This is a genomic window from Synechococcus sp. LA31 (assembly GCF_018502385.1).
GTDB lineage: Bacteria > Cyanobacteriota > Cyanobacteriia > PCC-6307 > Cyanobiaceae > Vulcanococcus.
In genome coordinates this window covers 1,003,123-1,027,503 of the sequence record NZ_CP075523.1, presented here as the reverse complement: position 1 = coordinate 1,027,503, position 24,381 = coordinate 1,003,123, and the positions used below count along the sequence as shown (strand labels likewise).

Here is a 24,381-nt window from a genome sequence, read left to right as displayed (position 1 = left end):
CCGCAGGGCTTTGCCGGTGTGATCTCATCCTGCCGTATCTCGTTCCCGGCAAGCGTTCAGCGCACACCCTTTGGCGACCGGCGCGACAAGATTGCGCCTGCACGCGGCTGCCGATGGCCCCTTCCGCTCTCCAAACCAACGGCCTTGAGGTGGCGCTGGTGCTGGCTGCTGATGATCCCCAAGCCCTGGCGACGTTTTATGCCGCTCTTGTCGGGGCTTCACCGATGGCGGGCTTGAGTGCCGCCCACTGGCGTGTGTTGCTGCCAGGTGCGGGCTGGCTAGAGCTCTATCGGCCCAGTCAGGCGCGGCCTCAACCCCCGCAGCGCGGTCGCCTGGCGGTGTGTTTGCGGTGCAGTGGCCATCCATCAGCGCTTGAGGCTTGGTTGGCTCAAGCGATCAGCCTGGGAGCTCAACCATTGGATACTCCACGCATCGAACCCTTTGGCTCTGAGGTGTGGATGCTGGATCCCGAGGGCAATGGCCTGTTGCTGCTGGTGAGCGATTCATAAAGTCGCTCGATGACCTTGCTTCCAGTTGATCCCACCGGCCCTGCTGCACCTGATCTTGAGCACGATCTGAACCAGCTGGCTGCGGCCTGCGATGGCTGCCGGCGCTGCGCTCTTGGCGCCAGCCGCAGCCAGGTGGTGGTGAGTCGCGGGAATCCGCGAGCCCCACTGATGGTGATCGGCGAAGGCCCCGGTGCCCAGGAGGATGAACAGGGTTCGCCCTTTGTGGGTCGCTCCGGCCAGCTGCTCGATCGCATGCTCGACAGTGTGGGGATCAACAGCAACCGCGATGCCTATGTCTGCAACATCGTGAAGTGCCGGCCTCCGGAGAACCGCAAGCCCACGGCTTTGGAGATGGCGGCCTGCCGTCCCTGGCTTGATCAGCAGATCCAGCTGGTGAATCCGGCGGTGATCCTCCTGGCCGGTGCCACGGCCGTAGAGGGGTTACTGGGGATCAAGGGCGGAATTAGCAAGTTGCGCGGTCAGTGGCGTCAGGACGAAGCGGGGGGGCTGCAGGGTCGCTGGTTGATGCCGATCTTTCACCCCTCGTATCTCTTGCGCAATGCCTCCAAGGAGAGGGGCTCTCCCAAGTGGCTCACCTGGCACGACCTGCAGGATGTGCAACGCCGCCTCGCCCAAATCACCACGCCGCTGTGACAGGCTTGCGCCACCTCTTTGGCCTCTGAGCACCCTGCTGCCATGACAGCCTCCCTTGCTTCTGATCCAGCAACCGAGGCTGCGCTCAACCCCCGCTACGACACGGTGATCCGGCGGCGCAAAACCCGCAGTGTGCGGGTGGGCGATCTCTGGATGGGAAGCGACCACCCGGTTGTGGTGCAATCGATGATCAACGAAGACACCCTCGACATCGAAGGTGCTACCGCCGGTATCCGCCGTCTGCATGAGGCGGGCTGCGAGATCGTGCGGGTCACGGTGCCCTCTCTCGCCCATGCCAAGGCCATGGGCGAGATCCGCCAACGCCTGGAGAGCAGCTACAAGCCGGTGCCCCTAGTGGCTGACGTGCACCACAACGGCATGAAGATTGCCCTCGAGGTGGCACAGCATGTGGACAAGGTCCGCATCAATCCGGGCTTGTTCGTGTTCGACAAACCCGATCCCAACCGCACTGAGTTCTCCGATGCCGAGATTGCCGCCATCGGCGATCGCATCACGGAAACCTTTGAGCCGCTCGTGAAGTTGCTCAAGCAGCAGGACAAGGCCCTGCGCATCGGCGTGAACCATGGCTCGCTGGCGGAGCGGATGCTGTTCCGCTACGGCGATACCCCCTTGGGGATGGTGGAAAGCGCCTTGGAATTCATTCGCATTTGCGACCGGCTCGACTTCCACAACATCGTGATTTCGATGAAGGCGTCGCGGGCGCCAGTGATGTTGGCCGCTTACCGGATGATGGCCGACCGCATGGATGCCGAAGGGTTCCACTACCCCCTGCACCTCGGTGTGACCGAAGCCGGTGATGGCGACTATGGCCGGATCAAAAGCACCGCCGGTATTGCCACCTTGTTGAGCGAGGGCTTGGGCGACACGATCCGGGTGTCCCTCACCGAAGCGCCGGAGAAGGAGATTCCTGTTTGCTACTCGATCCTTCAAGCGTTGGGTCTACGCAAAACGATGGTGGAATACGTGAGCTGCCCCAGTTGCGGCCGCACGTTGTTCAACCTTGAGGAGGTGCTTCACAAGGTGCGCAGTGCCACCGCCCATCTCACGGGTCTTGATATCGCCGTGATGGGCTGCATCGTGAATGGCCCCGGTGAGATGGCTGATGCCGACTACGGCTATGTCGGTAAGACCCCCGGTGTGATCTCTCTCTATCGCGGCCGTGAGGAGATTCGCCGGGTGCCGGAGGCCGAAGGTGTTGAGGCGTTGATCGCTCTGATCAAGGACGACGGGCGCTGGGTTGATCCCTGACGCTTTCTCCGGTTTTCCCTCCTTCCGGCTTCTGTTTCAGGGGCTAGCTTGAGGAGACTCCAAGAGATCGGGAGCGCGATATGAGCAAGGCTGGCCCCCAACGCCTTTTGGTACTGGTTGGTGTGGGTGCATTGAGCGCGGTGACGCTTCCGCCTCTGCTCGCTCCAAGTGCTGCTTCACTGATTAGTGATAGTCCCAAGGAGGTCATCGATCAGACCTGGCAGATCGTCTTCCGTGACTACCTGGATATCAACGGCAAGTACACGCCGGAGCGTTGGCGCACCCTGCGCCGCCAGGTGCTCTCCAAGAGCTATGGCAGCACCAAGGAGAGCTATGAGGCGATTCGTGGCATGTTGGCCAGCCTTGATGATCCCTACACGCGGTTCATGGACCCGCGTGAGTTCAAGGAGATGCAGATCGACACCTCCGGTGAACTCACCGGGGTGGGCATCCAACTAAGCCTCGACAAGGAGACCAAGGAGCTGGTCGTGGTGAGCCCGATTGAGGGGTCACCCGCTTCCCGTGCCGGGGTGATGCCCAAGGACGTGATCCTTTCGATCGACGGCAAGAGCACCAAGGGGATGTCCACCGAGGATGCGGTGAAGCTCATTCGCGGTCAGGCCGGTAGCACCGTGACCCTTCAGCTGCGACGTGATGGCAAGGTCGTGGATACGCCCTTGGTGCGTGCTCGCATTGAACTGCATGCTGTTGACAGCCAGGTGAACACCTCCGCGGATGGCACGCGTATCGGTTACATCCGCCTGAAGCAGTTCAATGCCAATGCCGCCAAGGACATGGCGGATGCCCTCAAAAAGCTTGAGGGTGAGAACGTTCAGGGCTATGTGCTGGATCTGCGTAGTAATCCCGGCGGTTTGTTGATGGCGAGCATCACCATTGCGCGTCAGTGGCTGGATGAGGGAGTGATTGTTTCCACCAAGACCCGCGACGGCATTGAAGACACCAAGCGCGCCAACGGCCGCTCTCTGACGCAGAAGCCACTTGTTGTGTTGGTGAATGAGGGGTCGGCCAGTGCCAGTGAAATCCTCTCGGGTGCTCTTCAAGACAACCACCGTGCCGTGGTGGTTGGTGAGAAAACCTTCGGCAAAGGCCTTGTGCAGTCGGTTCGGGGGCTCTCCGATGGTTCCGGCATGACGGTGACCATTGCGAAATACCTCACCCCCAACGGCCGTGATATTCACAAGCACGGCATCGATCCCGATGTCCGCGCCAAGCTCACAGCTGCTGAGGCTCAGAAACTACGGCTTGAGGATCTGGGTACCAGTAGAGACAGCCAATACCGCGTGGCTGAATCAAGCCTGCTCAAGCAGGTGAAGAGCAGCAATGGGTTGACCAAGGCCAAGCTCTACAACCCCAACAGCGCCAACGTGCCGGCGGCTCTCAGTGGAGCAGGCAGCAGCCGCTGAGCTCAGGCAGCGCTGCCCACGGGCTGCATCAAACCACCACCAGGTGTGGAGTCGTCATCGTCATTGCCGGTATCGCCCTTGAGCAGCACATAGATGCCGAGGGCAACCAGGCCCACGAGGGAGGAGATCAGGCTGAGACCACCGTTGCCAAAGCTTGAGCCCAGATCCATCACCTCGCCCAGACCAGCGCCCATCGGATCCCGTTACACAACTTCTCAGAATTGTAACGGATTTTTGCGCGTCTGAGAGAGCTGGCGAAGGTTGTCGACGGCTTGTCTTGACAGGCTCACACTGCAACTACGGCTTCATTTTTGGCCTTGATCTGCTCTGCGCGCTGAGCATCGGTGAGCCCATCAGAACCGGGGATCTGCTCGGCCATCTGCTTGAGCCAGGCCATCAGCTCCTCCACCTGTTTCTCCATTGGCAGGACCCCAAGCCCTCGGGCCAGCACCTTGGCAGTGCTGCCGGACCCCGCCTGATACACCAACCGACCATGCAGGTGCTGGGGTAGGCCCTGGCGCAACAGGCGGAAAGCGGGCTCCTCCATCGGCGTTTCCAAAGCGATGTTTGGTTTGTCGGGTTTGATGCGCGAGAAGCCGCAGCGCTTGGCCAGCAGTTTTAGCTCCATCAATTGCAGCAGCGAGATCACCGGTGCCGGGATGGCGCCATAGCGATCCACCCAGTCGGTGGCGAGTTGCAGCAGTGCCTCGGGGCTGCCGCAGTCGGCCGCGGCGCGGTAAGCCGCCATCTTCTCGTCGTTGTCGGCGATCCAGTCGCCGGGGATGAAGGCGGTTATCGGCAGATCGATCTGGGTGTCGTCGACGGCTGGGATGTCTTGCCCCTGGATCTCTGCCAGGGATTCCTGGAGCATCTCCATGTAGAGATCGAAGCCGATGGTTTCCATCTGGCCGCTCTGCTCCACCCCCAACAGGTTGCCCACACCTCGGATTTCCATATCGCGCATGGCCAGCTGGTAGCCACTGCCGAGTTGGGCAAATTCCTGGATGGCCCGCAGGCGTTGCCGCGCCGCATCGCTGAGCGAGGCATCACCGGGATAGAAGAGCCAGGCGTGGGCCTGGATGCCGCTGCGGCCCACCCGGCCCCGCAGTTGATACAGCTGGGCTAGGCCAAATTTGTGGGCGTCTTCGATCAGGATCGTGTTGACGCGCGGAATGTCGAGGCCGCTCTCCACGATCGTGGTGCAAAGCATCAGGTCGGCCTCGCCGGCATTGAACGCCACCATGGCGCTCTCCAGTTCGCCTTCTGCCATCTGACCGTGCGCCACCAGCAGGCGTAGGCCGGGGATCATCGACCGCAGCCCCGCGGCAACATCCTCGATCCCCTCCACCCGTGGCACCACGTAAAAGATCTGCCCGCCGCGATCGAGCTCCTGGCGGATGGCACTGCGCACGGCCTCTTCATCGAGGGCGGCCAGGTGGGTTTTGATCGGTCGGCGCAGCGGCGGCGGCGTGGTGATCAGGCTCATTTCCCGCACGCCGGAGAGGCTCATGTAGAGGGTGCGTGGGATCGGCGTTGCCGACAGGGTCAACACGTCAACGTCTTTGCGCAGGGCCTTGATCTTTTCCTTCTGGTTCACGCCGAAGCGCTGCTCCTCATCCACCACCAGTAACCCCAGCTGTTTGAAGGTGGTGTTCTTGCTCAGCAGCTGGTGGGTCCCCACCACCACATCGACAGTGCCTTCCCCCAGGCCCTCCTGAATCGCCTTGCGCTCGCTCGCGGTGCGGAAGCGGTTGAGCAGGTTCACCTTGATCGGATAGGGCGCAAAACGCTCACTCAGTGAGCGCCAGTGCTGCTGCGCCAGCACCGTGGTGGGGGCCAGCATGGCCACCTGCTTACCCGCTGTTACCGCCTTGAAGATGGCGCGGATCGCTACCTCGGTTTTGCCGAAGCCCACATCCCCACACACCAGCCGGTCCATCGGCTGGTGTTTTTCCATATCGCGCTTCACATCGGCGATGGCCTTGAGCTGATCGGGCGTGGGTTCGTAGGGGAACGACTCCTCCAGTTCGCTTTGCCAGGGGCCATCGGCGGGGAAGCAAAAACCCGCGGCCTGGTGGCGTTCGGCGTAGAGCTTCACCAGATCCAGCGCCACCTTGCGCACGGCTTTGCGGGCCCGCTCCTTGGCCTTGCTCCAGGCCGTGCCGCCCATGCGGTTGAGATCGGGCGGTTGCTCGGTGGTGGCCCGGTAGCGGCCGAGGCTGCCGAGTTGGTCTGCGGCGACCCGCAGCAGGCCGTCGGCGTATTGCACCACCAGGTAGTCGCGCGATTCGCCGCTGATCGCCAGCTTTTCGAGCTTGATGAACTTCCCGATGCCGTGGTTGCGGTGCACCACAAAATCACCGGGGCGCATCTTGTTGGGATCCACCGTGCGGCTAGCGGCCTTGCGGCGCCGGCGCACATAGCCCGTGGCGGTGAGCGACTGCTGCCCGAAGAATTCGCGGTCGCTGATCAGCGCCAGCTTCCAGGCCGGCAGCTGCAAGCCCTCGAGCTCAGCGGTGCCCTTGGTTTTGAGGGCCACCGGCGTGTTCTGCTCGATCAGCCGCTCGATCGAGGCTTGATCGCCGGGATTGGGCACGAAGCGGGTGATGCAGTCGTGCTCCTCAAGCAGCGCCACTGCGCGGCTGGGCTGGGCTGACAGCAGCCACACCCGTGCCTTCTCGCGCTGGAAGCCCTTGATCAGCTCGGCCAGCTTGCCGAACTGATTGGGGTAGGCCGGCACCGGCCGGCTGGCCAGATCAAAACTGTTGGGGTGCTGATCGCTTTCGTGCAGCTCCGCTAGATCAAATCCCGCGAAGGCATCGGTGCTGGCCAGCGCTAGCTCCGGAGCCTGGTGGAGCGAGGCCGGCAACGCCACCCCCAGCTCTTCGCTCACCTCACTGTGGTGATCGCTGGCGTGGTCGAACCATTGCTGGCCGTGGGCCAGGCAATGGCGCCGCTCGTCCACCGCGATCAAGGTGTTGGCTGGCAGATAGCTGAGTAGGGAAGCGGGCTCGCTCCAGGCCAACCCCATCAGCCGTCGCATGCCTTCGGGGGTGCCACCTTCGAGCAGCTGCTCCAACGCCTCCGGGCTGAGCAGCTGATCCAGCCCATCCGGCATCCCCTCGCGCAGGCCATCGGCGATCAGGGGGCCATAACCGCTGGGGGTCAGGCGCACCACCTCGATCGGATCGAGGGAGCGCTGGCTGGCGGGATCGAATTCCCGCAGCTTCTCCAGTTCTTCCCCGAAGAACTCAAGCCGCACCGGCAGCTCGGCACTCACCGGGAACACATCCACGATGTCGCCGCGGCGGCTCCAGCTGCCCTCTTGCTCGATCGCGGTGACGCGCTCGTAGCCCAGGCGGGTGAGGGTTTCGCCCAGCTCTTCGAGGTCCACTGTGTCGCCCTTGCGCAGGCTTAGGCACTGGGCATTTAGTGCAGCTGGCGGCGGCAGATGCGGCTGCAGGGCCCGCTCGGTGGCCACGATGGCCATCTTCGAGGCACGCTCCTCATCCAGCAGCTCGCTGAGCACCTGCAGCTGCCCCCAGGTGATTTCACTTGTGGGATCGAACGGTTCGTAGGGGCTGCCTTCGCTGGTGGGATACAGCTGGGCGCTGCTCCAGCCCATCAGCTCCAACAGCGCTGCCCAGCGGCCCGCCTCCTCCAGGGTTGGCACCACCACCAGCAGCGGTGCCTCGGCGGCCGTGGCCAGGGCACTGCTCACCAGGGCCCGCGCGCCTCGTCCCGCTCCGCTCATCCGCAACCGCTCGTTGCGCTGGCTGCGCTGCAGCACTTCACCGGTGAGCGGAGCCTGCTGCAGCTGGCGCACCAGGGCGGTGAGGGGCATGGAGCTCAATCGGCACAGCGTCCCATCCTCGCAAGAATGGGTGGATGGCCAGCGCCCCTGACCGCTCCGGTTGCCTGATCAGGCTGTTGCCGCTTGTGCTGTTGCTGGCTGGCGGGGCTGTGCTCAGCCGGATGGCGGATGGGCCCAAGCGTCCGGCGCCAATGGCAACGCTGGGTCCTGCTGATTACCTGCTCACGCCCGAACGTGAGCCGGGATTGATGGCCCAGCTGGGCGCAGGCGATCAGGCCTGGGTGCCCCGGGCGGAACCGATCCCGGGCGGCGGTACCCGCTATGTCTACAAAAAACGGCCGGACGAGCAACCGCTGTCGCTGGAGCAAATCAAGGCGCTGATGCGCCATCCCCCCAGCTTTGCGGCGGAGCGATCGGCGATTCGTCTGTTGCTCAGCCAGATTCGCCAAGCCGGGGTGACGGTGCTGCTCGGGCCACCGCGCAAGCAAGGCGCCGCGGGGGAGTGGGATCCGGCCCGAGCTGTGTTGCGCATCCGCTCCGACATACCGGCCAAGGGAAGCCGTGAATTCGCGCGGGTGCTCAACCATGAGGCGATTCATGTGGCGCAGAGCTGCCGCCAGGGATCGCTCACGGCTCAGCCCCGGCAGTTGGGCCTATCGCGGCGGGTGCAGGGGGCTGCGTTAAGGCATCTCCAGGAACCGCTCTACCGCAACAGCACGGCTTTGGAGCGGGCCCTGGAGGAAGAGGCCTATGCCAACCAAGACAACTTGCAGCTCGGCGTTCAGCTGATCAAGGCCCATTGCCGGTTGGCGTAGGGCTCGCCTCCAACCTGCAGCTCCCGTTCGCCAGCCGTAAGCGCCCTTGCAGGGGGCCATTCAGCAACTCCAGCGCCACTGGGCCATCGGCTGCCGCGGGCCAGGCACCGGCGTAGTCGCCGTGGGCGATGCCGCGGGCCCAGCCCCTGTTGCCAGAAACAGCTGCACTGCGTGGCTCGAGCCACACCAGCCGATGGGGCGCCAGAGGCACTGCCTCTTGTTCACCACCACCAGCAATGGGGATCTGGCTCAATCGCCAAGTTCGGCAGTGCTCACCGTCTTCCAGCAGCAGGTCGTAATGACAGCTACTGGGATCGTCTGGCGCGCCGGTGTGCTCGAGCAGGGCGTAGCGGGGCATGGGCTGGATTACGCCTTCATCAGCAGGAGTGAGATGACGTCAGAGCTTGCGGTTGGTCTGCAAGCTCATTGCTATTAAAACAAGTCACTGTTCACTAGTAATATATCCTTGGAGCTCGTGAGTCCGGCCTGTTTTGTAAGAGCATTGAGTGTTATTATTCCTAATTCCATATCAAGATGTCCGTTGAATAACTGAACTGAGTCATTTCGCGGGTCTGTGGATTCCATGGTGATCGCGAACTTGTTTGATCGTTTGTGGTCAAGCTTTTTTCGCGAGATGCCTTCAGGCCTAAGAGCTGTGACGTAGAGTTCGTACTCTTCTCCTTCGATGGCGGGATTCATTGCCTTGTTGGTCAGTTTTGTGGCGACTGAAGTTTTGCCTTTTCTTTCGAATTCGAAATCAACAAGTCCTAGGCCCTTTTCGTTGAGTTCGTAGCTAATAATATTGTCTTCTGGGATGTAACTAAAGTCTTCAAGAAATGGAGCGAGCTGATCAGTGGCAATGGTTCCGCCGGGGCCATCGAAGCCTTCTCCGTAGACGATCTCATTGTTGAAGAATTCAACGTCCCAGTCTGATTGATGTAGGTAGCGAACTGCTCGCTGAAGAGACTTTTTGTAGAAAGACCCGAGCTTTGAATGTGCCACGTTGTTGGAGTCTGTATGACCTTTGTTTAGTAGCAAAAGCTCTCCAGGTCAGGTTCTTTTCTTAAGGTTTTGTCCCCGTTGTGCATTTCCGCCGATGCCTCAGGGGCGCGCCCTGGCCGTCGGCGCCATGGCGCCAGCTCGTCCCCTTCAGGGGTTTCCAGAGAAGCTGTGAGAACGCTTTTCGTGTCTGGTCTCTGCTGTCTGGGTTGGTTGGATCAGCGCTTCCTCCAGCAGCATGTTGAACTGCAGCAATTGCTCGTCGCTCAGTTGTTGCCGGCTGCTGAGCTGGAACTGCTGCTCCAGCAGTTGCCGGCCACGGCTGGCATCCCATTGGAGGCTGCGCAGCAGCTGATCGCACTGCTCTAAGAGGTCTTTGCGGCGCAGGGGCACCGGCGCGTTGCCAGCATCACAGCCGCTCGGCAGGTTGCGCAGGCAGCGCAGGTAGCTCACGAGATCCGCATAGGTGGTGAGGCGGTTTCGGCTGGGGTGGCCGAAGGCTCGTTGCAAATAGGTGCCCTCCTGGGCGCGGTCCCAGCCAATGCGCTGCAGCTGCACATCTAGCTCGGCCAGCTCATCGCTCCAGTCGTCTGGATCGGACGCGGGTTCCACGTGGAGAGCCGTCGCTTCGCTTGGTTCCGTCTCGGGGATCGCGCTGAGGAGGTCGCCCTGGGCTTGCGGTTCTTGGGTGGCCAGGTCTGTTGCCGTCTTTTCAAGTGTTGCCGGCTGACGGATCACGGGATGACGCACCGGTGCCGCCGCCGCTGGCGGTGTTGGCTCATCCGGTGGTGCTGAGGCTGAACCACCCAGCCGCTGCAGCAGCTGGGTGGTGGCCCGCTGTTCGGCCTCCTCGGCGTTGCTGGCCTCCCCAAGGCAGCTTCCCAGGCAGCGCTCTCCCTGCCAGGCGCTCACCTGCACCACCCGCTCACCGGGTGCGGCGTGGAGTAGCCGCGCCTTCAGCACCGGAGTGGTCTGCATGGCGTTGATGGGTAGGGAAGCGTTTCTAGAGTGGCTCCTTCAAGAATCCTCTGCACAGCGGCATGGAAGCGGAGTCGATTCCTTCACTATCCCCACTGATCCAGGCCGCGGATCAGTGGGGTGAGTTGTTGCTGTTGCTGCCTCTGCTGGTGGCGCTGGAGGCAGTGCTCTCGGCCGATAATGCCATTGCTCTAGCGGCCATCTCACGCCAGTTGCGCGATCCCCAGCTGCAAGGGCGGGCGCTCAATCTTGGCTTGGGACTGGCGTTGGCATTTCGGCTGGCGCTGATCGCCGTAGCCCGATGGGTGTTGGATTTCTGGCCCCTTCAGCTTCTGGCTTCGCTGTATCTGCTGTGGTTGTGCGTGAGCAATCTCTGGCCTGCCGCCGCTTCAAAGGATGCCGCAGGCGAGGAGCATGCACCGGAGCCTGGGACTCCCCATCACGATCGAGGCCTGTTGACGGTGGTGGGCACCCTGGCCCTCACTGATCTGGCGTTTTCCCTCGACAGCGTGGCCGCTGCTGTTGCTGTGAGCGACAACCTGCTGCTGGTGATGGCCGGCGGTGTGATCGGTGTGGTGGCGCTTCGGCTCACATCCGCTCTGTTTATCCGTTGGCTAGGGGTGTACCGCCATCTGGAAACCGCCGGCTATTTGGCCGTCGGTCTCGTGGGCGTGCGCTTGCTGCTGCGCTTGGTCATGCCCAGCCTTGTGCCGCCTGAGTGGGTGCTATTGGCGGTGGTGGCTCTGCTGTTTCTCTGGGGCTTTTCCAGGCGCTATCCGCTCCCCGATCCCAGCGAGATCACACCCTGAACACCATGCATGTGGAACTGCGCCAGGCCGGGACCAATCGCCTGCTTGAACGTCTCGAGCTCGAGGACATCCCGCAGCCGGGCCGTTGGTTGGTGGTGGAGGAGCGCAGTTTTTTGGTGCTGCAGCGACACCACCGCTATCAGCTGCGAGGTGGCCGCTATGAACTCAGCTCGATCGCTCTGCAGGTGAAAGCTCAGAAGCAGCCAACGGATGCCCGTTGGTGGCAGGGCGGCTGGGTGATCGGTGATCCCAGCTGCCGGTTCAATGCCCGCAGCCCTTTGCTGCGCTGTGCCGTTTTACCGGAGGGCCCCTGTGAGCGCTGTGCCCATTTCAGCCTCACGGGACCTGAGCCGTGATCAACGCAAAGCAGTCGCCAAGAGCCGCTCACATTGGACGACTCGTTTCTGGTCATGGGGTTGCGTCGGGCCAAGCAAGCGATAGTCCTTATCCCGCAGGCACGATTGCTCTTCAGGCGCCGCTGTTCGCCAAACGTGGCCTTGATCTCAGCGCCTACCAGTTCGCCACCCTCAATCTCGACTTCAGCCCTGGGGAATGGCGTCTAGCCGATCCCGATCACCGTGTGGAGGAGCTGGTTTGGACCGATCGCCACCCGCCTGAAACCTTTTCGTTCTGGCAATGCCAGCTCCAGCCCGCCAGCGGTGTCATCCCGCCGGTGCAAGCACTGATCTATTACCCCCACCCCGAAACCAAGCAAGCCCACCACCAACCGCCTTCGTGGCTTGAACTGCTCGCTCCTCCCCTCGGGCTGCTCAGCCCTGGAGAGTCGTTTGAGGTGTGGGTTGACCCGCGCCGCTGTCGCTTGATTCAACCAGCCAGGCTGCGGGCACGCCTGCTGGAGTTCCTCAAATTTCGGGTGCTGGCCGCCCAGGACGACTTCTTCAACGACGGCATCGCGACGTTCCGGAGCTGGTTGCAGGCCCAATGGCCTGAAGCCTGCGACCTCAGTGATGCCGATCTTCTGCTCACCCTGGAGCAGGCGCGGCACCTCTACACGGAAATGGCACCACCAGCTCGCCCGTAGGGTGAGAACCAACGAGCTCTCGCCCTATCTCCTCCTCCACTCACCCAGCTCCGGGTCAGGAGCAGCGCGCCGGACGTTCGCCGCGGCAGCGCATCCGGCGCCTTGCCCCAGGTGCCGCCGCCAGCAGCGCTGGTCCGTCTTTGCCAGCTCCCTCTGAGGAGGAGCTCGCTCGCTCGCCGTTTACGGATCTGGGTCTAGGACGACCGATCGTGCAGGCTGTGCTCGAGAAGGGTTACAGCCAACCCTCGCCGATTCAGGCCCAGTGCATCCCGGCGGTGCTTGAAGGCCGCGACGTGATGGCGGCTGCCCAAACGGGCACTGGCAAAACCGCCGGCTTCACCCTGCCGATGCTGGAGCGGCTGCGCCACGGCCCCCACGCCCGCAGCAACGTGGTGCGGGCGTTGGTCCTAACCCCTACCCGCGAGCTGGCAGCCCAGGTGGCGGACAACGTGGCGGCCTATTCGCGCCACCTTGATTTGCGCTCGGATGTGGTGTTCGGCGGGGTGAAAATCAACCCGCAGATGATGCGGCTGCGTGGTGGTGCAGATGTGCTCGTGGCCACGCCAGGGCGGCTGATGGATCTGGCCCAGCAACACGCTGTGAAGCTCAACCGGGTGGAAATCCTGGTGCTCGATGAAGCCGATCGGATGCTCGATATGGGCTTCATCCGCGACATCCAGAAAATCCTGGCGTTGCTGCCGGCGAAGCGCCAAAACCTGCTGTTCTCAGCCACTTTTGAAGCCTCAATCAAAAAGTTGGCCACCGGCTTGCTGCACAACCCGGTGCAGCTGCAGGCCACCCCTGAGAACCGCACGGCCACCACGGTGGAGCACCTGCTCCATCCCTGCGATATGGCGCGCAAGCCGGATTTGCTCTGCCATCTGATTCGCAGCAACAACTGGCAGCAGGTGCTGGTGTTCTCCCGCACCAAGCATGGCGCCAATCGGATCGCTGATCGCTTGACTCAGGAAGGGATGGCGGCTGCCGCGATTCACGGCAACAAGAGCCAAGGTGCCCGTACGCGCGCGTTAGCGGGATTCAAGAGTGGTGAGCTGCGTGTGCTGGTTGCCACCGACATCGCTGCCCGAGGGATCGATATCCACCAGCTGCCGCACGTGGTGAATCTCGATCTGCCCAACCAGGCTGAAGATTATGTGCATCGCATCGGCCGTACCGGCCGTGCCGGCTGTAACGGTCATGCCGTGTCGCTGGTGGCGGCTGAGGAGCATGAGCTGCTGCGGGCCATCGAGCGCTTGATTGGTAATCCCCTGCCCAGTCAGGAAATCCCCGGCTTTGAGCGCACCATTCATTCCGCCCCACCGCTGGATCTCAGCGGTGGTCGCGGTCGCAGTGGGGGAGGTGGTCGTCGCGGCGGCGGCGGGCGTGGTCCCAGAGGTGAGGGCCGCAGTGCGCCGGCACGGCCGCGGCAGCGTTGATGCCTACTGCGGTGAGCGATGGGCTTTGATCCGCGCCAATGGCCCGCTGGTCCTCGTTCCTCACGGCCGATTACCGGCAATGTCGATGCCCTTTTGGAGGAAAACGCTGCACTGAAGCGGGAGGTGTTGCGGCTGCGGCGGCTCTTGGATCGCTATGAATGCCTGGAACGCGATCCCCGCTCGCACAACCGCACCGTCTGGGTCACACCCGAGCAGGTGCAGCAGTGGGCCCGGCAGCTCACTCAGCAACCCGGTTGGTCATCGCTGCGGGCTGGCGATGCCGCTCATGGTCTGCAGGGCTTGCTCGATCAGCTCAATCGCGCCAGTTTTCTGCCCCAGCTCAGCCTCGAGGAACGCCTCGATCGCTTGGCCCCTGGCCTGGGTCACGACCTGCAGGCCGCCCTGAGCGCCTTGCGAGGCAAGCAGCTGCTCGCTGTGATGGCGGCCTTTGCGCTCTACGGCGTCAGTGCCCGGGAATGGCTTGACGATGACCCGCGCCGGGTGGTGGCGGATCTGCGTCAACGCTGCACAAGTGAGCGCCGCACCCGCAGTGATCGACGCAGTACTGATCGACGCAGTACCGAGCGTGACACCAGCGGTGCAGAGGCATGGAACGATCCCAGCCGAGCCGAGGCTTACCGGCAGTTAGGCCTGACCTGGGGGGCGACGCGCGAGGCGATTAAGCAGGCCCACCGCCGTCTGGTGAAGCAGCATCACCCAGACATGGGCGGCGACGCGGCGGTATTTCGGCGGGTGAATGCCGCTTATCAGTTGCTGATCGCTTAATCAACTGGCTTTCCGAGCTGATCGCCTGGTTTGGCTTGCAGTTGTTGGAGCAGTTGGGTGCCGGCGGCTGCCGCTTTGCCTTCCAGCTGAGCTTCGCGCAGCAGCAGGGGGCAACCGTTGCTGGCGACCACCAATCCCAGCCCAGGCACCACCTCAAGCACCATGCCAGGCTCCGGGGCATCGCCTATTGCCGCTGCGCCTGGAGGTAACCCCCAGCGCTTTGCCAGTGGCGCCGCTTCTGGCGTGAGCTGATCGGCAAGGCGTCGCACCAACGGTTCGGTGTTTAGCAGCTTGAGCCGTTTGCCGTTCCAACTGCTGGTCGCACCTGGGTAGAGCCCCATCACCCGCCGATGGATCGCGAGGGCTGATTGATTCCAATCGATCTGGTAATCGTCTTTGGTGAGCATGCGGGCGTAGGTCATGCCCTCATCGGTTTGGAGGCGAACACCGAGACGTTTCAGCCGTTCGGCTTCGGAACCAGGGCCTGCTGCCTCGATCAGCGGCATCGCCGCCACCAGTAATTCGCCGGTGAGGGTCGCCAAGCGGCGAGCCAGCTGCTGGGCGTTCTCATTGATGCCGATCTCGATGCGCTGCTCCAGCAGCACAGGTCCGGTGTCGAGGCCGGCCTCCATGGCCATGATCCCCACCCCCGTGTGGCCATCGCCTTCAATCAGGCTCCACTGGATTGGGCCTGCACCGCGCCATCGCGGTAGCAGTGAGCCATGGCCATTCCAGCAGCCCAGTGGGGGTTGAGCTAGCACCTCAGGCGGCAGGATTTGGCCAAATGCCACCACCACGTAGACATCTGCCCCAAGATCCGCGAGTTGCTGTTGGCAATCAGGCTCACGGCGGATGCGTTCAGGTGTGAACACCGGCAAACCCAGTTCCAAGGCTCGTGCCTTCACCGGCGAAGGCACGAGCGCTTTCCCACGGCCCCGGCGCCGATCGGGTTGGCTTACCACGCCCACAAGCCGGTGACCACTGGCCACCAGTGCATCAAGGCTGGGCACGGCGTAGGCCGGCGTGCCCCAGAACAGGATCTTCATTCGGCCATTCTCGAGGCCAATGCCGTCTTCACCGAACGGCAGGCCAGATCGGGTTCAGCCCCGTGTTTAGTCTTTCGATGGGCTTTTTAACGAGTAAACAGCCTCGGCCAGCGCAGTGGGAAGCGCACTCTCAGAGGCAGCTGGTCAACCCGCCACATCGATGGCAGCGGCTCAACAAACCGCACGGGCACCTGCAGAGCCAGGTTGTTGGCGCCGGGACTGCCGTTCAAACCCGGCGGCAGACGCCTGGCCATGTCTGCTTGGTCGATCACGATTGCTTCAAGCCAGCTGCCATCAGGCATTTCCACTTCCAGCTCTTGGCCGGCCCGGGCCTGGCGGGCCTGCTTTGGTGGCAGATAGACCCACACGAGTGGTTCTTCATCCTCTTCGATCCTCATCAGCAGGGTGCCCGAACCAACGTTTTCGCCCTGATTCACCAGCACGTCCGCCACACGTCCATCGCTGAGAGCCCTCAGGTTGAGCAGTTTCAGGCGACCATCAATCCAGTTCCTCTCCCTTGCATCACGAAGGTTTTGAATCGGCTCTCCTTTGTAAGGAAAGTCATCCTGGCGAAGTCGGCGCTCAAGCTCAAGCAGGGCAAGCTTTTGAGCGTTCAGCTCAACTTCTGACTTCAGCAGCTCGGCTGAGCTCAGCCCGCCTTCCCTTTGCAGTCCCCGGTAGAGCTTGACCATCTGCTCTTGCAAGCCGATGGTGTTGTTGGCGATCGTCTCGGCTGAGCGACCAAGTTCATCATCGCGTTGCAGATTGCCCGGTTTGAGTTGCTGAAGACGCAAACGCCACTCTGGGTTGTCGAGCTGCATCAGCAGCTGACCCTCCTGAATCCGCTCGCCAGTCTTCACTGGTAGTTTTCCCACGGTGCCGCTCACATTGGCTCTTAGTTCGATGATGGGGATCGAGAGCTGCGCAGGTAACTCAGGGCGTAGGGCTTCAAATAGCAATCGCCCGGCCAGATACAAGAAAGGCGAGCTGACCAGCGCCACGATCAGGTACCACCGAAGTTTGTAGGCAGCCCGCTTGCTGGGTCCATAGAGCACCCGCAGTCCGTTGTCTTGATCAGGGGCTTGCTCCTTGCTGCTTGCGAAGCGCACCTTCATTGCCTACGGCTCCTTGGGGTAAGAAGCCCAGTCCTGCCAGTCAAGCCCTTGGATGCCGTTAGGCTCTAGTACAGCGCGCCAGCGTTTCATCTGTATCTGCAATGCGCCAGCTGTGCTGCCGTTCCAGCTCAGGCCCGGTTCCATGCCAGCCTCTACGCTCTGAGCGAGCCGGAATTGCAGTTCAGGCCAGCGCTGGGCGATTGAGAGGGTTCGCTCTGTGACACGCTCTGCATTGCGTGAGTACAGCATCAGATTGACAGCTGCTAACCCTGTTAGCCCACAAGGTACGCAAGGCTTCCCTGGCTGATCTGTCGTGTTGGGCTCAAACCAGCGTGGGTGTGCTGAGATGCTCAACGGCCAAGGGCTCCTCGTCTTCGCTTCCTTCACGGTGTTGAGCCAATCCTGAAGTCGTGCTGCGGGAACAGGCCACCCCAGTTGTTCCACCTCCAAGTCAAGGTGCAGTCCATCGAAGGGCACGTTTTGAAAGCGCCTGATCAATGCCATCAGTTGGGGGCGATCCGTCGGATTGATCCAGGCAGGGTCACCGAGCAGTAGCAGCACCTGCTGCCCGCGCGCATGGGCTTCACGGATCAGGTCGCGCAGGGCTGCACTGCTGTCTGCACTGCGTACTTGTGTGGCGGAGAGCCCGATCAAGAGATGTCTCATCTGTTGATCTTGGAGGCGTTGAAGTTCTTTCGATCGTTGTTGGCTGCTCAACAAGGCAGTGCTATCCCAGATGTAGGCGCCCTGATTCCATACAGGAACGCTTGTTTGCCTCGCACACCCTGTGTTTGGTGTGGCAGCGAGGAGCAGGCTTACCAGGAGAGCAGTTGCAGTGCGGTGCTGATGCATCGTGATCAGAAGCGAGTGGCCTTGCGCAACACCCACCACGGCGCCATTGACGTTTCCTCATGGCTGCGTCGCAGCAGCTCATTGAGAATAGCTATGGCACTCCAGCAGCGAATGACAAACATCGCCAATGGAAATAACGGCAGTAGAGGCAGCAAACGTATGTCTTGCCGTGGCCGCTCTGAGACCAGTAGCAGCATGAGAAGAAACTGTAGCGCCAGAATCACGAAGTAAACGATCTCCACCAGTAGCGCCAACCCCAAGACCGTCTGCCAAGGCAACGTGAACATCATTGCGATTGTGTAGCCCACAATGATGAAGGGCAGCACAACCTGGATAAACAGTCCGCTGACGACAGTCAGCAGGAAATTGGGCCAGCCCATTAACCTTGGCGTGATACTGCCTGAATGTTTGCGGGCATAGAGAAATAGCAGGTCGCCGTCCCACCGCATGCGTTGCTTCAGCAGATCCACCATGCTTGTGGGTGCGTCGGTGTGGCCGATCGCTTTGGGCTCAAATGGGATACGAAGACGGCGGTGACGGCCAAAGTAACTCTTGATCCTGAGTGTGATGTCTAGATCTTCGGCGCTGTGGGTATCCCAGCCACCAAGCTGCTCGATGACCTCCCTACGGAATGCACCGAAGGCTCCTGAGATGTTGTTGACCAGGTTCCACTCGCTCAAGCCGGTCTTCGCCATCTGGATTGAGATCAGATATTCAATGGCCTGAATGGCTGTGGCAAAGGAGCTCCAGGTGTTCCGCACCCGCAAACTGCCGGCCACCGCCGGCACGTTTGGATCCTCGAAATGCCGCACGATCATGCTCACCATCGTGTTGTCGAATGACGTATCGCCATCGAGAGCCATCACAATGCTCCCGGTACACATCGACAGACCTGCATTGAGCGATGACACACGCCCACCTCGTTGCCACTTCGCAATTGGTCGAACACGGCGGTTACGGCGCAACTCATTGCGCAGTTCAAACCCACGTACGGCTTGGAGCGTGTCGCGATTGACAGCAGCCCCATCGACCACAGGAATCAGCTCGATATCACCGGCATAGGTTTGTTCGCATAGAGTTTCGAGAGTGCGCCGCACGTCTGCTCCTTCGCTGTAGCAGGTGATCACGCATGACACGCGAGGCCTGTAGAGAGATCTGCGTGGAGGTAGCGTTTGCTCACGGATCCACCAACGCAGCACTCCGAAGACCACCAGCATTGTGAGTGGAAGTTCCACCACCAGGAAAAGCGGGAACAGCCGAAGTAGCAGAAGAGCAAGGCCATCTACGCCCTGCAACTGCTCGAATAACGTTGGCAGATCAAGCGCTTGTTCTAGGATCTGTTCCATCACGTTCGCACTGGAGTCAGCTCAGATCTCCTGCCAGTCGCGCCAAGATGAGCGCCCCATCCTCCTCGTTTTGGATCTGCTCCGGAAACACACAGCCGACAAAACGGAGGTTGAGCTCGGCTCTACCGTCTGAATTGATTGTTTTTAGCCCTTCAACCAGACGTTCCCGCACGCGATCTAACCCGTTGGCTGGCGTATGTGGGAGCAAAAGCCAAAGGGTATCCTCCCGGCCTCGCGTACAGCGGTCGGTGTCGCGAATGATCTGCTGCAGTCGCTCCAGTAGGCCCTCGAGCATGGCGCTGGCACGCGCTTCCCCGACAGCGGCGAAGACCTGTTGGATGTTTTCGATCCGTACACCGAGCAGCGAGCTGATGGCATCGGTGTTGCCGGCCTTTCCATATCGCTTGGCAATGGCCATCTGCCAGTTCAGTGCTTCGATGAAAGCACCCCTATCCATCAGTTTCAGCTGCCGGAAGTAGCTATTCATATCGCCGTTGTTTTTGAGGCCCTGCCGGCATGCGAGTGCACCGGCTTCACTGAGCTTGAAGCTGTGGATCTCGCGCACCCGCAGCTCATCAGGGCGGTTCACCTTGCAGCAGTCGATGCAGTGGACATCTACATCCGCATCCACAAAGAAAGCAGCGCAGCTGCGGCAGCGATAGTTCTCCATCGGCCTGTCGTAATCACTGCCGATATGGCGTAGCTGACTCAGACAGTTTGGGCACACCAGTGCATCGCCTTTGAGGAAGTCTTGCTGGGGTGCCACATGCCCGCAGACAAAGCAATGGAGCGATGGCTGACGCACGATGTCGATGCTGTGGCACTCGGGGCATACATCCACGTAGTTCAACCGGCTTGAGCTGCAGGCGGTGCACTGGCGGATCCGGTCGATTAGATCAGCAGCATCAAGCAGATTCTCCTGGCGTTTCTGTTGCAGCCAGCCGTAGCTGCTGAGGCCTTGATCGCTCGCGATCGCGTCCACAAGGGGGTAGCGATAGATGTGGCGATCGCCCGGTGCCCGGACTTGCTTGATCGTGCTGCCAGGTCTCAGCCACAGCCAGCAGAGCAGGGTGTGATCGAGTTGTTCTGGTGTCTGTCCTCGGTTGAATAGAAGCTTGCGTTCGTGCCATTGCTGCCAGGCGGATTCGATTGCAGTTCCGTCTCCGGGTATTTCGCCATCGGTGAGTGCAGCGCACCAGGTGTCGCCCGGCCGCGAGATGTAGACGATCTCCAAGTGGTAGCGGCGATCGCTGCGCAAGTGCAGCGCCGCTTCTCCCATTGCTTCTGCCGGGCCATCCAGCACAACCACATCAAACAGCTGCGGCTGGTCCAGCAGCGGCTGCAGCCCTCTAAACGAGCTCAGCTCCATCCCCTGGATTTGCGGGGATGGTGTCGTCCCCACATTCAGGCTGACCCATGCCAGACGTGCCATCGCGCCCGCTCTGTCTTACGCCTCGCCGGTGATGGAGAGGCCCTCCACCCAAACCATCGGGCAGAGCCCGTCGGGCGTCACTTTGGCGTCGCCTTCGAAGCCAATGATCGCCTTAAGCACCTGGCGGATGTCTCCTGCAACGGTGGCGGCTTCAATCGAGCGGGGCTCGCCGTTTTGGATCAACCAACCATCAAAAGGCAGTGAGAACGATCCTTGGCTGGCCTTCACGCCGGCATGCAGCGCTGAAAGGGAGTCGATCCACACGATCGGCTCGGCAGCCTTGAAGCGATCCAGACCGCTCTGGCCGCCCCCGCTTCCTGGCGTGGCGCCGATCTCAAACCAGTCCGGTCCGACCGACACCTTCGCCCCGAGACCCGCATGCCCAGTGGGCGCAACGCCGAAGGCTCGGGCAGTGGCTTCGGAATGGAGGAAATGACGGAGCACACCGCCCTCTAGCAGTGCCAGACGCTTGGTGGGGGTGCCTTCGCCATCAAAGGCCGAGGCGCCGATGTTGGCTGGGTGCAGACCGTTGTCGTGAATGTCGAGGAAGGGCACAGCCACCGTTTCACCGATGGAGTTGCGGTTGCTCAGGCTGACGCCATCGAGAACCGCCCGGGCGTTGAACAGGTTGCTGAAGGCCCCCACCAGATCAAGAAACGCCTCAGGGCTGAACACGCAGGTGTATCGCCCAGTGTTGATCGGTTCGTAGTTGAGGTGGCTGATGGTTCGCTCGGCCGCTTCGCTAATGCAGCCGCCGATGTCGAGATCGTTGGCTCCATAGGCCAGGCGCACAGCTCCGGCACTGCGGGGTTTGCGGCCGGTTTGCTCAGCTCGGGCGTAGAGATAGAGGCTGGCTGTGCTCAGTTGTTGCTGGCGGCAGGCACCATCACTGTTGAGGTAGAGCCGCTCGCTGTTGCGCTCAGCAAGTCCGTTGTAGGGCACAGTGCTGATCGCAGCATGGCGACTGAGCAGATCGCTTTCAGCTTCCTTGAGCGTCTCGAGTAGCCGCAGGATTCCCTGGGGAGGATGGATGGGTTGGTCCAGCTCCGCGAGGGGGGCTGTGGCCAGCGGTGAGAATGCGGGGATGTCGTCAGGGTTGCCGAAGGCGCTGGCTTCCTTGGCGCCGCTGAGGGCCCGCTCGAGTCCTGTGGCGGTGAGGTCGGAGGTGCTGGTCACACCCACTAGGCCTTCGTCATTCCACACGCGCACGGTGATGGAGCTGCGTTGCGCACCTTTCATCTGTTTGGCCTCACCGCGGTCCACCTGCACAGAGATGTCGGTTGAGCAAGCGGCTCCCAAGTCCCAACGGCGGATGCCGTTGGCTGCTGCGATCTGCTCGAGGCTGGCGCGCAGCGCGTTCGCGTTAAGACCGTTGTTGCCGTTGGTGTTGTTCGCCATCATCAACGGCCTCCCACGGTGATCGAATCCACCTTGATGTGAGGTTGGCCCACAGTCACGAAAATGCTGCCGCTCACGGATCCGCAGAAGCCCGCAGCGAGTTCGAGGTCATTGGCGCACATGGAGATGCGCGGCATCACTTCTTTCGCCTCGCCAATCAAGGTGGCACCTTTCACGGGCTTCGTGAGCTGCCCGTTTTCGATCAGGTAAGCCTCCTCAACCGCGAAGTTGAACTGGCCAGTGGGGCCCACGCTGCCGCCACCCATCGACTTGCAATAGAGCCCCTTCTCTACCGAGGCAATCAGCTGCTCCGGTGTGTGCGGCCCTGCATCGATGTAGGTGTTGCGCATGCGGCTGGCGGCCGCAAAGGTGTGGCTTTGGCGGCGGCCGCTGCCGGTGCGGCTGTGGCCGGTGCGGAGTTCGCCGGCGCGGTCGCTAATAAAGCGTTGCAGTACGCCGTTTTGGATCAATACCGTGCGCTGGGCTTCCATCCCCTCGTCGTCCATCGAGAGAGAGCCGAAGGCGCCGCCGGTGAGCCCCTCGTCGATGGCGGTCACCGCTTCATGGGCGATGGATTCGCCCACACGTTCAGCGAACGGGGTGGTGCCGCGCTCCACCTGGGTGGTTTCCAGCAGGTGTCCGCAGGCCTCGTGGAAGATCACGCCGCCGAAGCGGTTGGCCAGCACGGCAGGCATCTGGCCGGCTTCCACGTAGTCGGCGTAGAGCATTGTGCCCGCGCTACCGCACACTTCGGCAGCGGAGGAGGTGGCATCCCAGCGGCGCAAATCATCGGGCTGATCGGAGGTGCCATAGCGGCGTCCTACGCCGGCCCTGTGTTCCCCGTCAGCCGCGAGCACGTTTAATCCCACCGACTGGTGCAGGCGGATGTCGCGGCCGAAGGTGCCATCGCTGGCAGCCACCAGCACTTCCTGCCAGTCACGGGCATAGCTGCCCCGACGCGCCTGTAGATGGCTGCCCTGGCGCTGCAATTGATCTGTGCCTTCCAGCAGACGGGCGGTCGCCTCCTGCAACTCTGGGCAGCGCTGCAGCCAGTCGCTCTTGGTGGCGGCGAAATCCCGGAGGGTTGGCAAGCCATCAAAGCCACTGGTTGCGTGCAGGCTGGGCTCAAGTCCGAGCATGCCAAGGGCTTGCTCCAGTGCCCGGCGCAACCCGGTGGGGCTGAGGTCGTTGGTGCTGACAAACCCGTCGCGGTGTCCACGGAACACCCGAATGCCGGCACCCATGCCGAAGGCCGGTGTCACGCTCGTGATCGTGTCCTGCTCGGCCAGTACGCCGAGATGGTCTGTGCGCTCCAAGAACACCTCCACCAGATCGGCGCCGGCTCCACGACCGCAGGCCAGCAGATCCTCCAGGGCCGTAGTCCAGCGATGGTCGAGGCGGCCGGTGTCAGGCGGAGCGGTAGCGATCACGCGATGGCGGGAGGTAAGGGTGAGGCCCTCAGGGGGCTGATGCTGTGGTTTTCCTAGCAAAAAGGCCCCAACCGCAGTCGGGGCCTGACTTGTGTGCCGATGAGTTTGGTGACTCAGCGCACAGCAGGCTGGAACTGCTCGCTGCGAATCGGGCTCATGAAGAAGAGCTTGGCCATCTCGGCGCCATTGGCAATCCAGTAGGGCAGCTTGCGCAGCAGCTTCACCGGTGCGATGGCGTTGTCCTCATCGGCAGCGGCGAGCTTGGCGTTGTTGCGAACCAGTTGCTCGAGGCCCTCATAGAACTTGGGATGGTCCACGTTGAGAACCACCGGGAACACACGGGCTGATGTTTCGTTGGTCTTCGCGATGACATACTTATCGTATTCGCGGGCGTCGAGGCCAAGGGCTTCGTAAAACTCCTTACGGGCCACGTCACGCACGTACATGGTGGCGAACACCGCAAGCAGGAAGAAGCGGCACCAGAGGCGGGCCTTGAGGCCTGTCACGCTCTTGGGTTGTGCCTTCATCAGGGCATCAAAGAAATCACCATGACGATTCTCGTCTTGGCACCAGTTTTCGAAGAAGTTGAAGATCGGGAAGATCTTGCTGTCAGGGTTCTTCTGGAGATGGCGGAAAATAGCGATGTAGCGCCAATAGCCAATCTTTTCGCTCAGGTAGGTGGCGTAGAAGATGTATTCAGGTTTGAAGTAGGTGTAAGCCTTGCTGGCAGTGAGGAAGCCGAGATCCAGCTGGAGGCCGAAATCGCTCATCGACTTGTTCAAGAAGCCGGCATGACGTGCTTCATCCCGTGCCATGTGGGCAAAGCACTCGGCCAACAACGGGTTCTTTTGCTTGATCCGGCGGCTTAGTTCTTTGTAGAGGAGGAAGCCGGAGAACTCGGAGGTGCAGCTCTGCTCAAGAAACTCCACGAACACCCGGCGGGTGTCGGGGTCGAGCTTGTCGGCGGCGCCTTCGAACTCTTCGTTGCGCACAAAGTGATGGCGGTTGTAGTCCTTGCGGAATTCCTCGCAGATGGCTTCGAGCTCAGCCTCGTTGGGGCTGAGGTCCATGGCCGCCATGGCCTCGAAATCTGTTGTGTAGAAGCGCGGCGTCAGGATCGTGTCCTTGACCGGATCTTTGATCGCCGGGGCTTCGGGTGTGCCGATGGCAGTTGCGGCGTTGGGTGTGGCAACGGCTGGAGGCACCATCGGGTTGCTGAGCTGGACG

22 protein-coding genes are annotated in these 24,381 nt (G+C 61.7%); 10 read left to right on the top strand and 12 right to left on the bottom strand.

What is annotated here, in order from left to right:
• Positions 1–113: 113 nt before the first annotated feature.
• From KJJ24_RS05520 to KJJ24_RS05505, 4 genes are all read left to right on the top strand, one after another.
• Positions 114–509: a VOC family protein gene (locus tag KJJ24_RS05520; RefSeq protein WP_214342175.1), complete on the top strand. Its 396-nt coding sequence runs from the start codon at positions 114–116 to the stop codon at positions 507–509.
• A 9-nt stretch (positions 510–518) separates the two neighbouring features.
• Positions 519–1,163, top strand: a complete 645-nt coding sequence (locus KJJ24_RS05515) for a uracil-DNA glycosylase family protein (protein WP_214342172.1) — start codon at positions 519–521, stop codon at positions 1,161–1,163.
• 42 nt (positions 1,164–1,205) lie between these two features.
• Positions 1,206–2,432, top strand: coding sequence for a (E)-4-hydroxy-3-methylbut-2-enyl-diphosphate synthase (gene ispG / locus KJJ24_RS05510; protein ID WP_214342170.1), 1,227 nt, complete (start codon positions 1,206–1,208; stop codon positions 2,430–2,432).
• A gap of 80 nt (positions 2,433–2,512) precedes the next feature.
• Positions 2,513–3,856 (top strand): S41 family peptidase, encoded by a 1,344-nt coding sequence (locus KJJ24_RS05505; protein WP_214342167.1) that lies wholly within the window; start codon positions 2,513–2,515, stop codon positions 3,854–3,856.
• 2 nt (positions 3,857–3,858) lie between these two features.
• Here the strand turns inward: KJJ24_RS05505 and KJJ24_RS05500 are convergent, their stop codons facing one another.
• Both KJJ24_RS05500 and mfd read right to left on the bottom strand, forming a co-directional pair.
• Positions 3,859–4,050 (bottom strand): hypothetical protein, encoded by a 192-nt coding sequence (locus KJJ24_RS05500; protein ID WP_214342164.1) that lies wholly within the window; start codon positions 4,048–4,050, stop codon positions 3,859–3,861.
• Positions 4,051–4,142: 92 nt separating this feature from the next.
• Positions 4,143–7,700, bottom strand: coding sequence for a transcription-repair coupling factor (gene mfd / locus KJJ24_RS05495; RefSeq protein WP_214342161.1), 3,558 nt, complete (start codon positions 7,698–7,700; stop codon positions 4,143–4,145).
• 44 nt (positions 7,701–7,744) lie between these two features.
• Here mfd and KJJ24_RS05490 point away from each other — a divergent pair, with 44 nt between their 5' ends.
• Positions 7,745–8,485, top strand: coding sequence for a hypothetical protein (locus tag KJJ24_RS05490; RefSeq protein WP_214342158.1), 741 nt, complete (start codon positions 7,745–7,747; stop codon positions 8,483–8,485).
• Here the strand turns inward: KJJ24_RS05490 and KJJ24_RS05485 are convergent.
• The 3 genes from KJJ24_RS05485 to KJJ24_RS05475 all read right to left on the bottom strand — a co-directional run bounded on the left by KJJ24_RS05485 (position 8,460) and on the right by KJJ24_RS05475 (position 10,462).
• Positions 8,460–8,843, bottom strand: a complete 384-nt coding sequence (locus KJJ24_RS05485; protein WP_214342155.1) for a hypothetical protein — start codon at positions 8,841–8,843, stop codon at positions 8,460–8,462. The genes KJJ24_RS05490 and KJJ24_RS05485 overlap by 26 nt on opposite strands.
• A 74-nt stretch (positions 8,844–8,917) precedes the next feature.
• Positions 8,918–9,487, bottom strand: a complete 570-nt coding sequence (locus tag KJJ24_RS05480; protein WP_214342152.1) for a hypothetical protein — start codon at positions 9,485–9,487, stop codon at positions 8,918–8,920.
• A 147-nt stretch (positions 9,488–9,634) separates the two neighbouring features.
• A complete protein-coding gene (locus KJJ24_RS05475) occupies positions 9,635–10,462 on the bottom strand; it encodes a hypothetical protein (RefSeq protein WP_214342149.1) in 828 nt (275 codons plus the stop codon).
• A gap of 62 nt (positions 10,463–10,524) precedes the next feature.
• Between KJJ24_RS05475 and KJJ24_RS05470 the strand changes: the two genes are divergently transcribed.
• From KJJ24_RS05470 to KJJ24_RS05450, 5 genes are all read left to right on the top strand, one after another.
• Complete coding sequence (locus KJJ24_RS05470) at positions 10,525–11,271, top strand: hypothetical protein (protein ID WP_214342146.1); 747 nt, start codon at positions 10,525–10,527, stop codon at positions 11,269–11,271.
• 5 nt (positions 11,272–11,276) lie between these two features.
• Positions 11,277–11,627 (top strand): DUF6464 family protein, encoded by a 351-nt coding sequence (locus tag KJJ24_RS05465; RefSeq protein WP_214342143.1) that lies wholly within the window; start codon positions 11,277–11,279, stop codon positions 11,625–11,627.
• Positions 11,624–12,313, top strand: coding sequence for a hypothetical protein (locus KJJ24_RS05460; protein ID WP_250544943.1), 690 nt, complete (start codon positions 11,624–11,626; stop codon positions 12,311–12,313). Before KJJ24_RS05465 ends, KJJ24_RS05460 begins: the two co-directional genes overlap by 4 nt.
• Before the next feature lie 218 nt (positions 12,314–12,531).
• Positions 12,532–13,749, top strand: coding sequence for a DEAD/DEAH box helicase (locus KJJ24_RS05455; protein WP_250544999.1), 1,218 nt, complete (start codon positions 12,532–12,534; stop codon positions 13,747–13,749).
• 18 nt (positions 13,750–13,767) lie between these two features.
• Positions 13,768–14,535, top strand: coding sequence for a J domain-containing protein (locus KJJ24_RS05450; RefSeq protein WP_214342141.1), 768 nt, complete (start codon positions 13,768–13,770; stop codon positions 14,533–14,535).
• Here KJJ24_RS05450 and fmt read toward each other — a convergent pair.
• The 7 genes from fmt to acsF form a co-directional block, all read right to left on the bottom strand.
• Positions 14,532–15,581: a methionyl-tRNA formyltransferase gene (gene fmt / locus KJJ24_RS05445; RefSeq protein WP_214342139.1), complete on the bottom strand. Its 1,050-nt coding sequence runs from the start codon at positions 15,579–15,581 to the stop codon at positions 14,532–14,534. The genes KJJ24_RS05450 and fmt overlap by 4 nt on opposite strands.
• An 86-nt stretch (positions 15,582–15,667) precedes the next feature.
• Positions 15,668–16,690 (bottom strand): HlyD family secretion protein, encoded by a 1,023-nt coding sequence (locus tag KJJ24_RS05440; protein ID WP_214342137.1) that lies wholly within the window; start codon positions 16,688–16,690, stop codon positions 15,668–15,670.
• Between the two features lie 863 nt (positions 16,691–17,553).
• Positions 17,554–18,894 (bottom strand): glycosyltransferase family 2 protein, encoded by a 1,341-nt coding sequence (locus KJJ24_RS05435; RefSeq protein WP_214342134.1) that lies wholly within the window; start codon positions 18,892–18,894, stop codon positions 17,554–17,556.
• Positions 18,895–18,910: 16 nt separating this feature from the next.
• A complete protein-coding gene (locus KJJ24_RS05430) occupies positions 18,911–20,326 on the bottom strand; it encodes a diguanylate cyclase domain-containing protein (RefSeq protein ID WP_214342131.1) in 1,416 nt (471 codons plus the stop codon).
• A gap of 15 nt (positions 20,327–20,341) precedes the next feature.
• Positions 20,342–21,724 carry a TldD/PmbA family protein gene (locus tag KJJ24_RS05425; protein WP_214342113.1) on the bottom strand — a complete coding sequence of 461 codons (1,383 nt, stop codon included), beginning with the start codon at positions 21,722–21,724 and terminating at the stop codon, positions 20,342–20,344.
• Between the two features lie 2 nt (positions 21,725–21,726).
• A complete protein-coding gene (locus tag KJJ24_RS05420) occupies positions 21,727–23,154 on the bottom strand; it encodes a TldD/PmbA family protein (protein WP_214342111.1) in 1,428 nt (475 codons plus the stop codon).
• A gap of 113 nt (positions 23,155–23,267) precedes the next feature.
• Positions 23,268–24,362 (bottom strand): magnesium-protoporphyrin IX monomethyl ester (oxidative) cyclase, encoded by a 1,095-nt coding sequence (gene acsF, locus KJJ24_RS05415; protein WP_214342109.1) that lies wholly within the window; start codon positions 24,360–24,362, stop codon positions 23,268–23,270.
• Positions 24,363–24,381: the final 19 nt, after the last annotated feature.

Bases quoted from the DNA above. Each gene is read 5' to 3' on its own strand.
- KJJ24_RS05520 (WP_214342175.1), top strand. From the start codon at position 114: ATGGCCCCTTCCGCTCTCCAAACCAACGGCCTTGAGGTGGCGCTGGTG.
- KJJ24_RS05515 (WP_214342172.1), top strand. From the start codon at position 519: ATGACCTTGCTTCCAGTTGATCCCACCGGCCCTGCTGCACCTGATCTT.
- ispG (WP_214342170.1), top strand. From the start codon at position 1,206: ATGACAGCCTCCCTTGCTTCTGATCCAGCAACCGAGGCTGCGCTCAAC.
- KJJ24_RS05505 (WP_214342167.1), top strand. From the start codon at position 2,513: ATGAGCAAGGCTGGCCCCCAACGCCTTTTGGTACTGGTTGGTGTGGGT.
- KJJ24_RS05500 (WP_214342164.1), bottom strand. From the start codon at position 4,050: ATGGGCGCTGGTCTGGGCGAGGTGATGGATCTGGGCTCAAGCTTTGGC.
- mfd (WP_214342161.1), bottom strand. From the start codon at position 7,700: ATGCCCCTCACCGCCCTGGTGCGCCAGCTGCAGCAGGCTCCGCTCACC.
- KJJ24_RS05490 (WP_214342158.1), top strand. From the start codon at position 7,745: ATGGCCAGCGCCCCTGACCGCTCCGGTTGCCTGATCAGGCTGTTGCCG.
- KJJ24_RS05485 (WP_214342155.1), bottom strand. From the start codon at position 8,843: ATGCCCCGCTACGCCCTGCTCGAGCACACCGGCGCGCCAGACGATCCC.
- KJJ24_RS05475 (WP_214342149.1), bottom strand. From the start codon at position 10,462: ATGCAGACCACTCCGGTGCTGAAGGCGCGGCTACTCCACGCCGCACCC.
- KJJ24_RS05470 (WP_214342146.1), top strand. From the start codon at position 10,525: ATGGAAGCGGAGTCGATTCCTTCACTATCCCCACTGATCCAGGCCGCG.
- KJJ24_RS05465 (WP_214342143.1), top strand. From the start codon at position 11,277: ATGCATGTGGAACTGCGCCAGGCCGGGACCAATCGCCTGCTTGAACGT.
- KJJ24_RS05450 (WP_214342141.1), top strand. From the start codon at position 13,768: ATGGGCTTTGATCCGCGCCAATGGCCCGCTGGTCCTCGTTCCTCACGG.
- fmt (WP_214342139.1), bottom strand. From the start codon at position 15,581: ATGAAGATCCTGTTCTGGGGCACGCCGGCCTACGCCGTGCCCAGCCTT.
- KJJ24_RS05435 (WP_214342134.1), bottom strand. From the start codon at position 18,894: ATGGAACAGATCCTAGAACAAGCGCTTGATCTGCCAACGTTATTCGAG.
- KJJ24_RS05430 (WP_214342131.1), bottom strand. From the start codon at position 20,326: ATGGCACGTCTGGCATGGGTCAGCCTGAATGTGGGGACGACACCATCC.
- KJJ24_RS05425 (WP_214342113.1), bottom strand. From the start codon at position 21,724: ATGGCGAACAACACCAACGGCAACAACGGTCTTAACGCGAACGCGCTG.
- acsF (WP_214342109.1), bottom strand. From the start codon at position 24,362: ATGGTGCCTCCAGCCGTTGCCACACCCAACGCCGCAACTGCCATCGGC.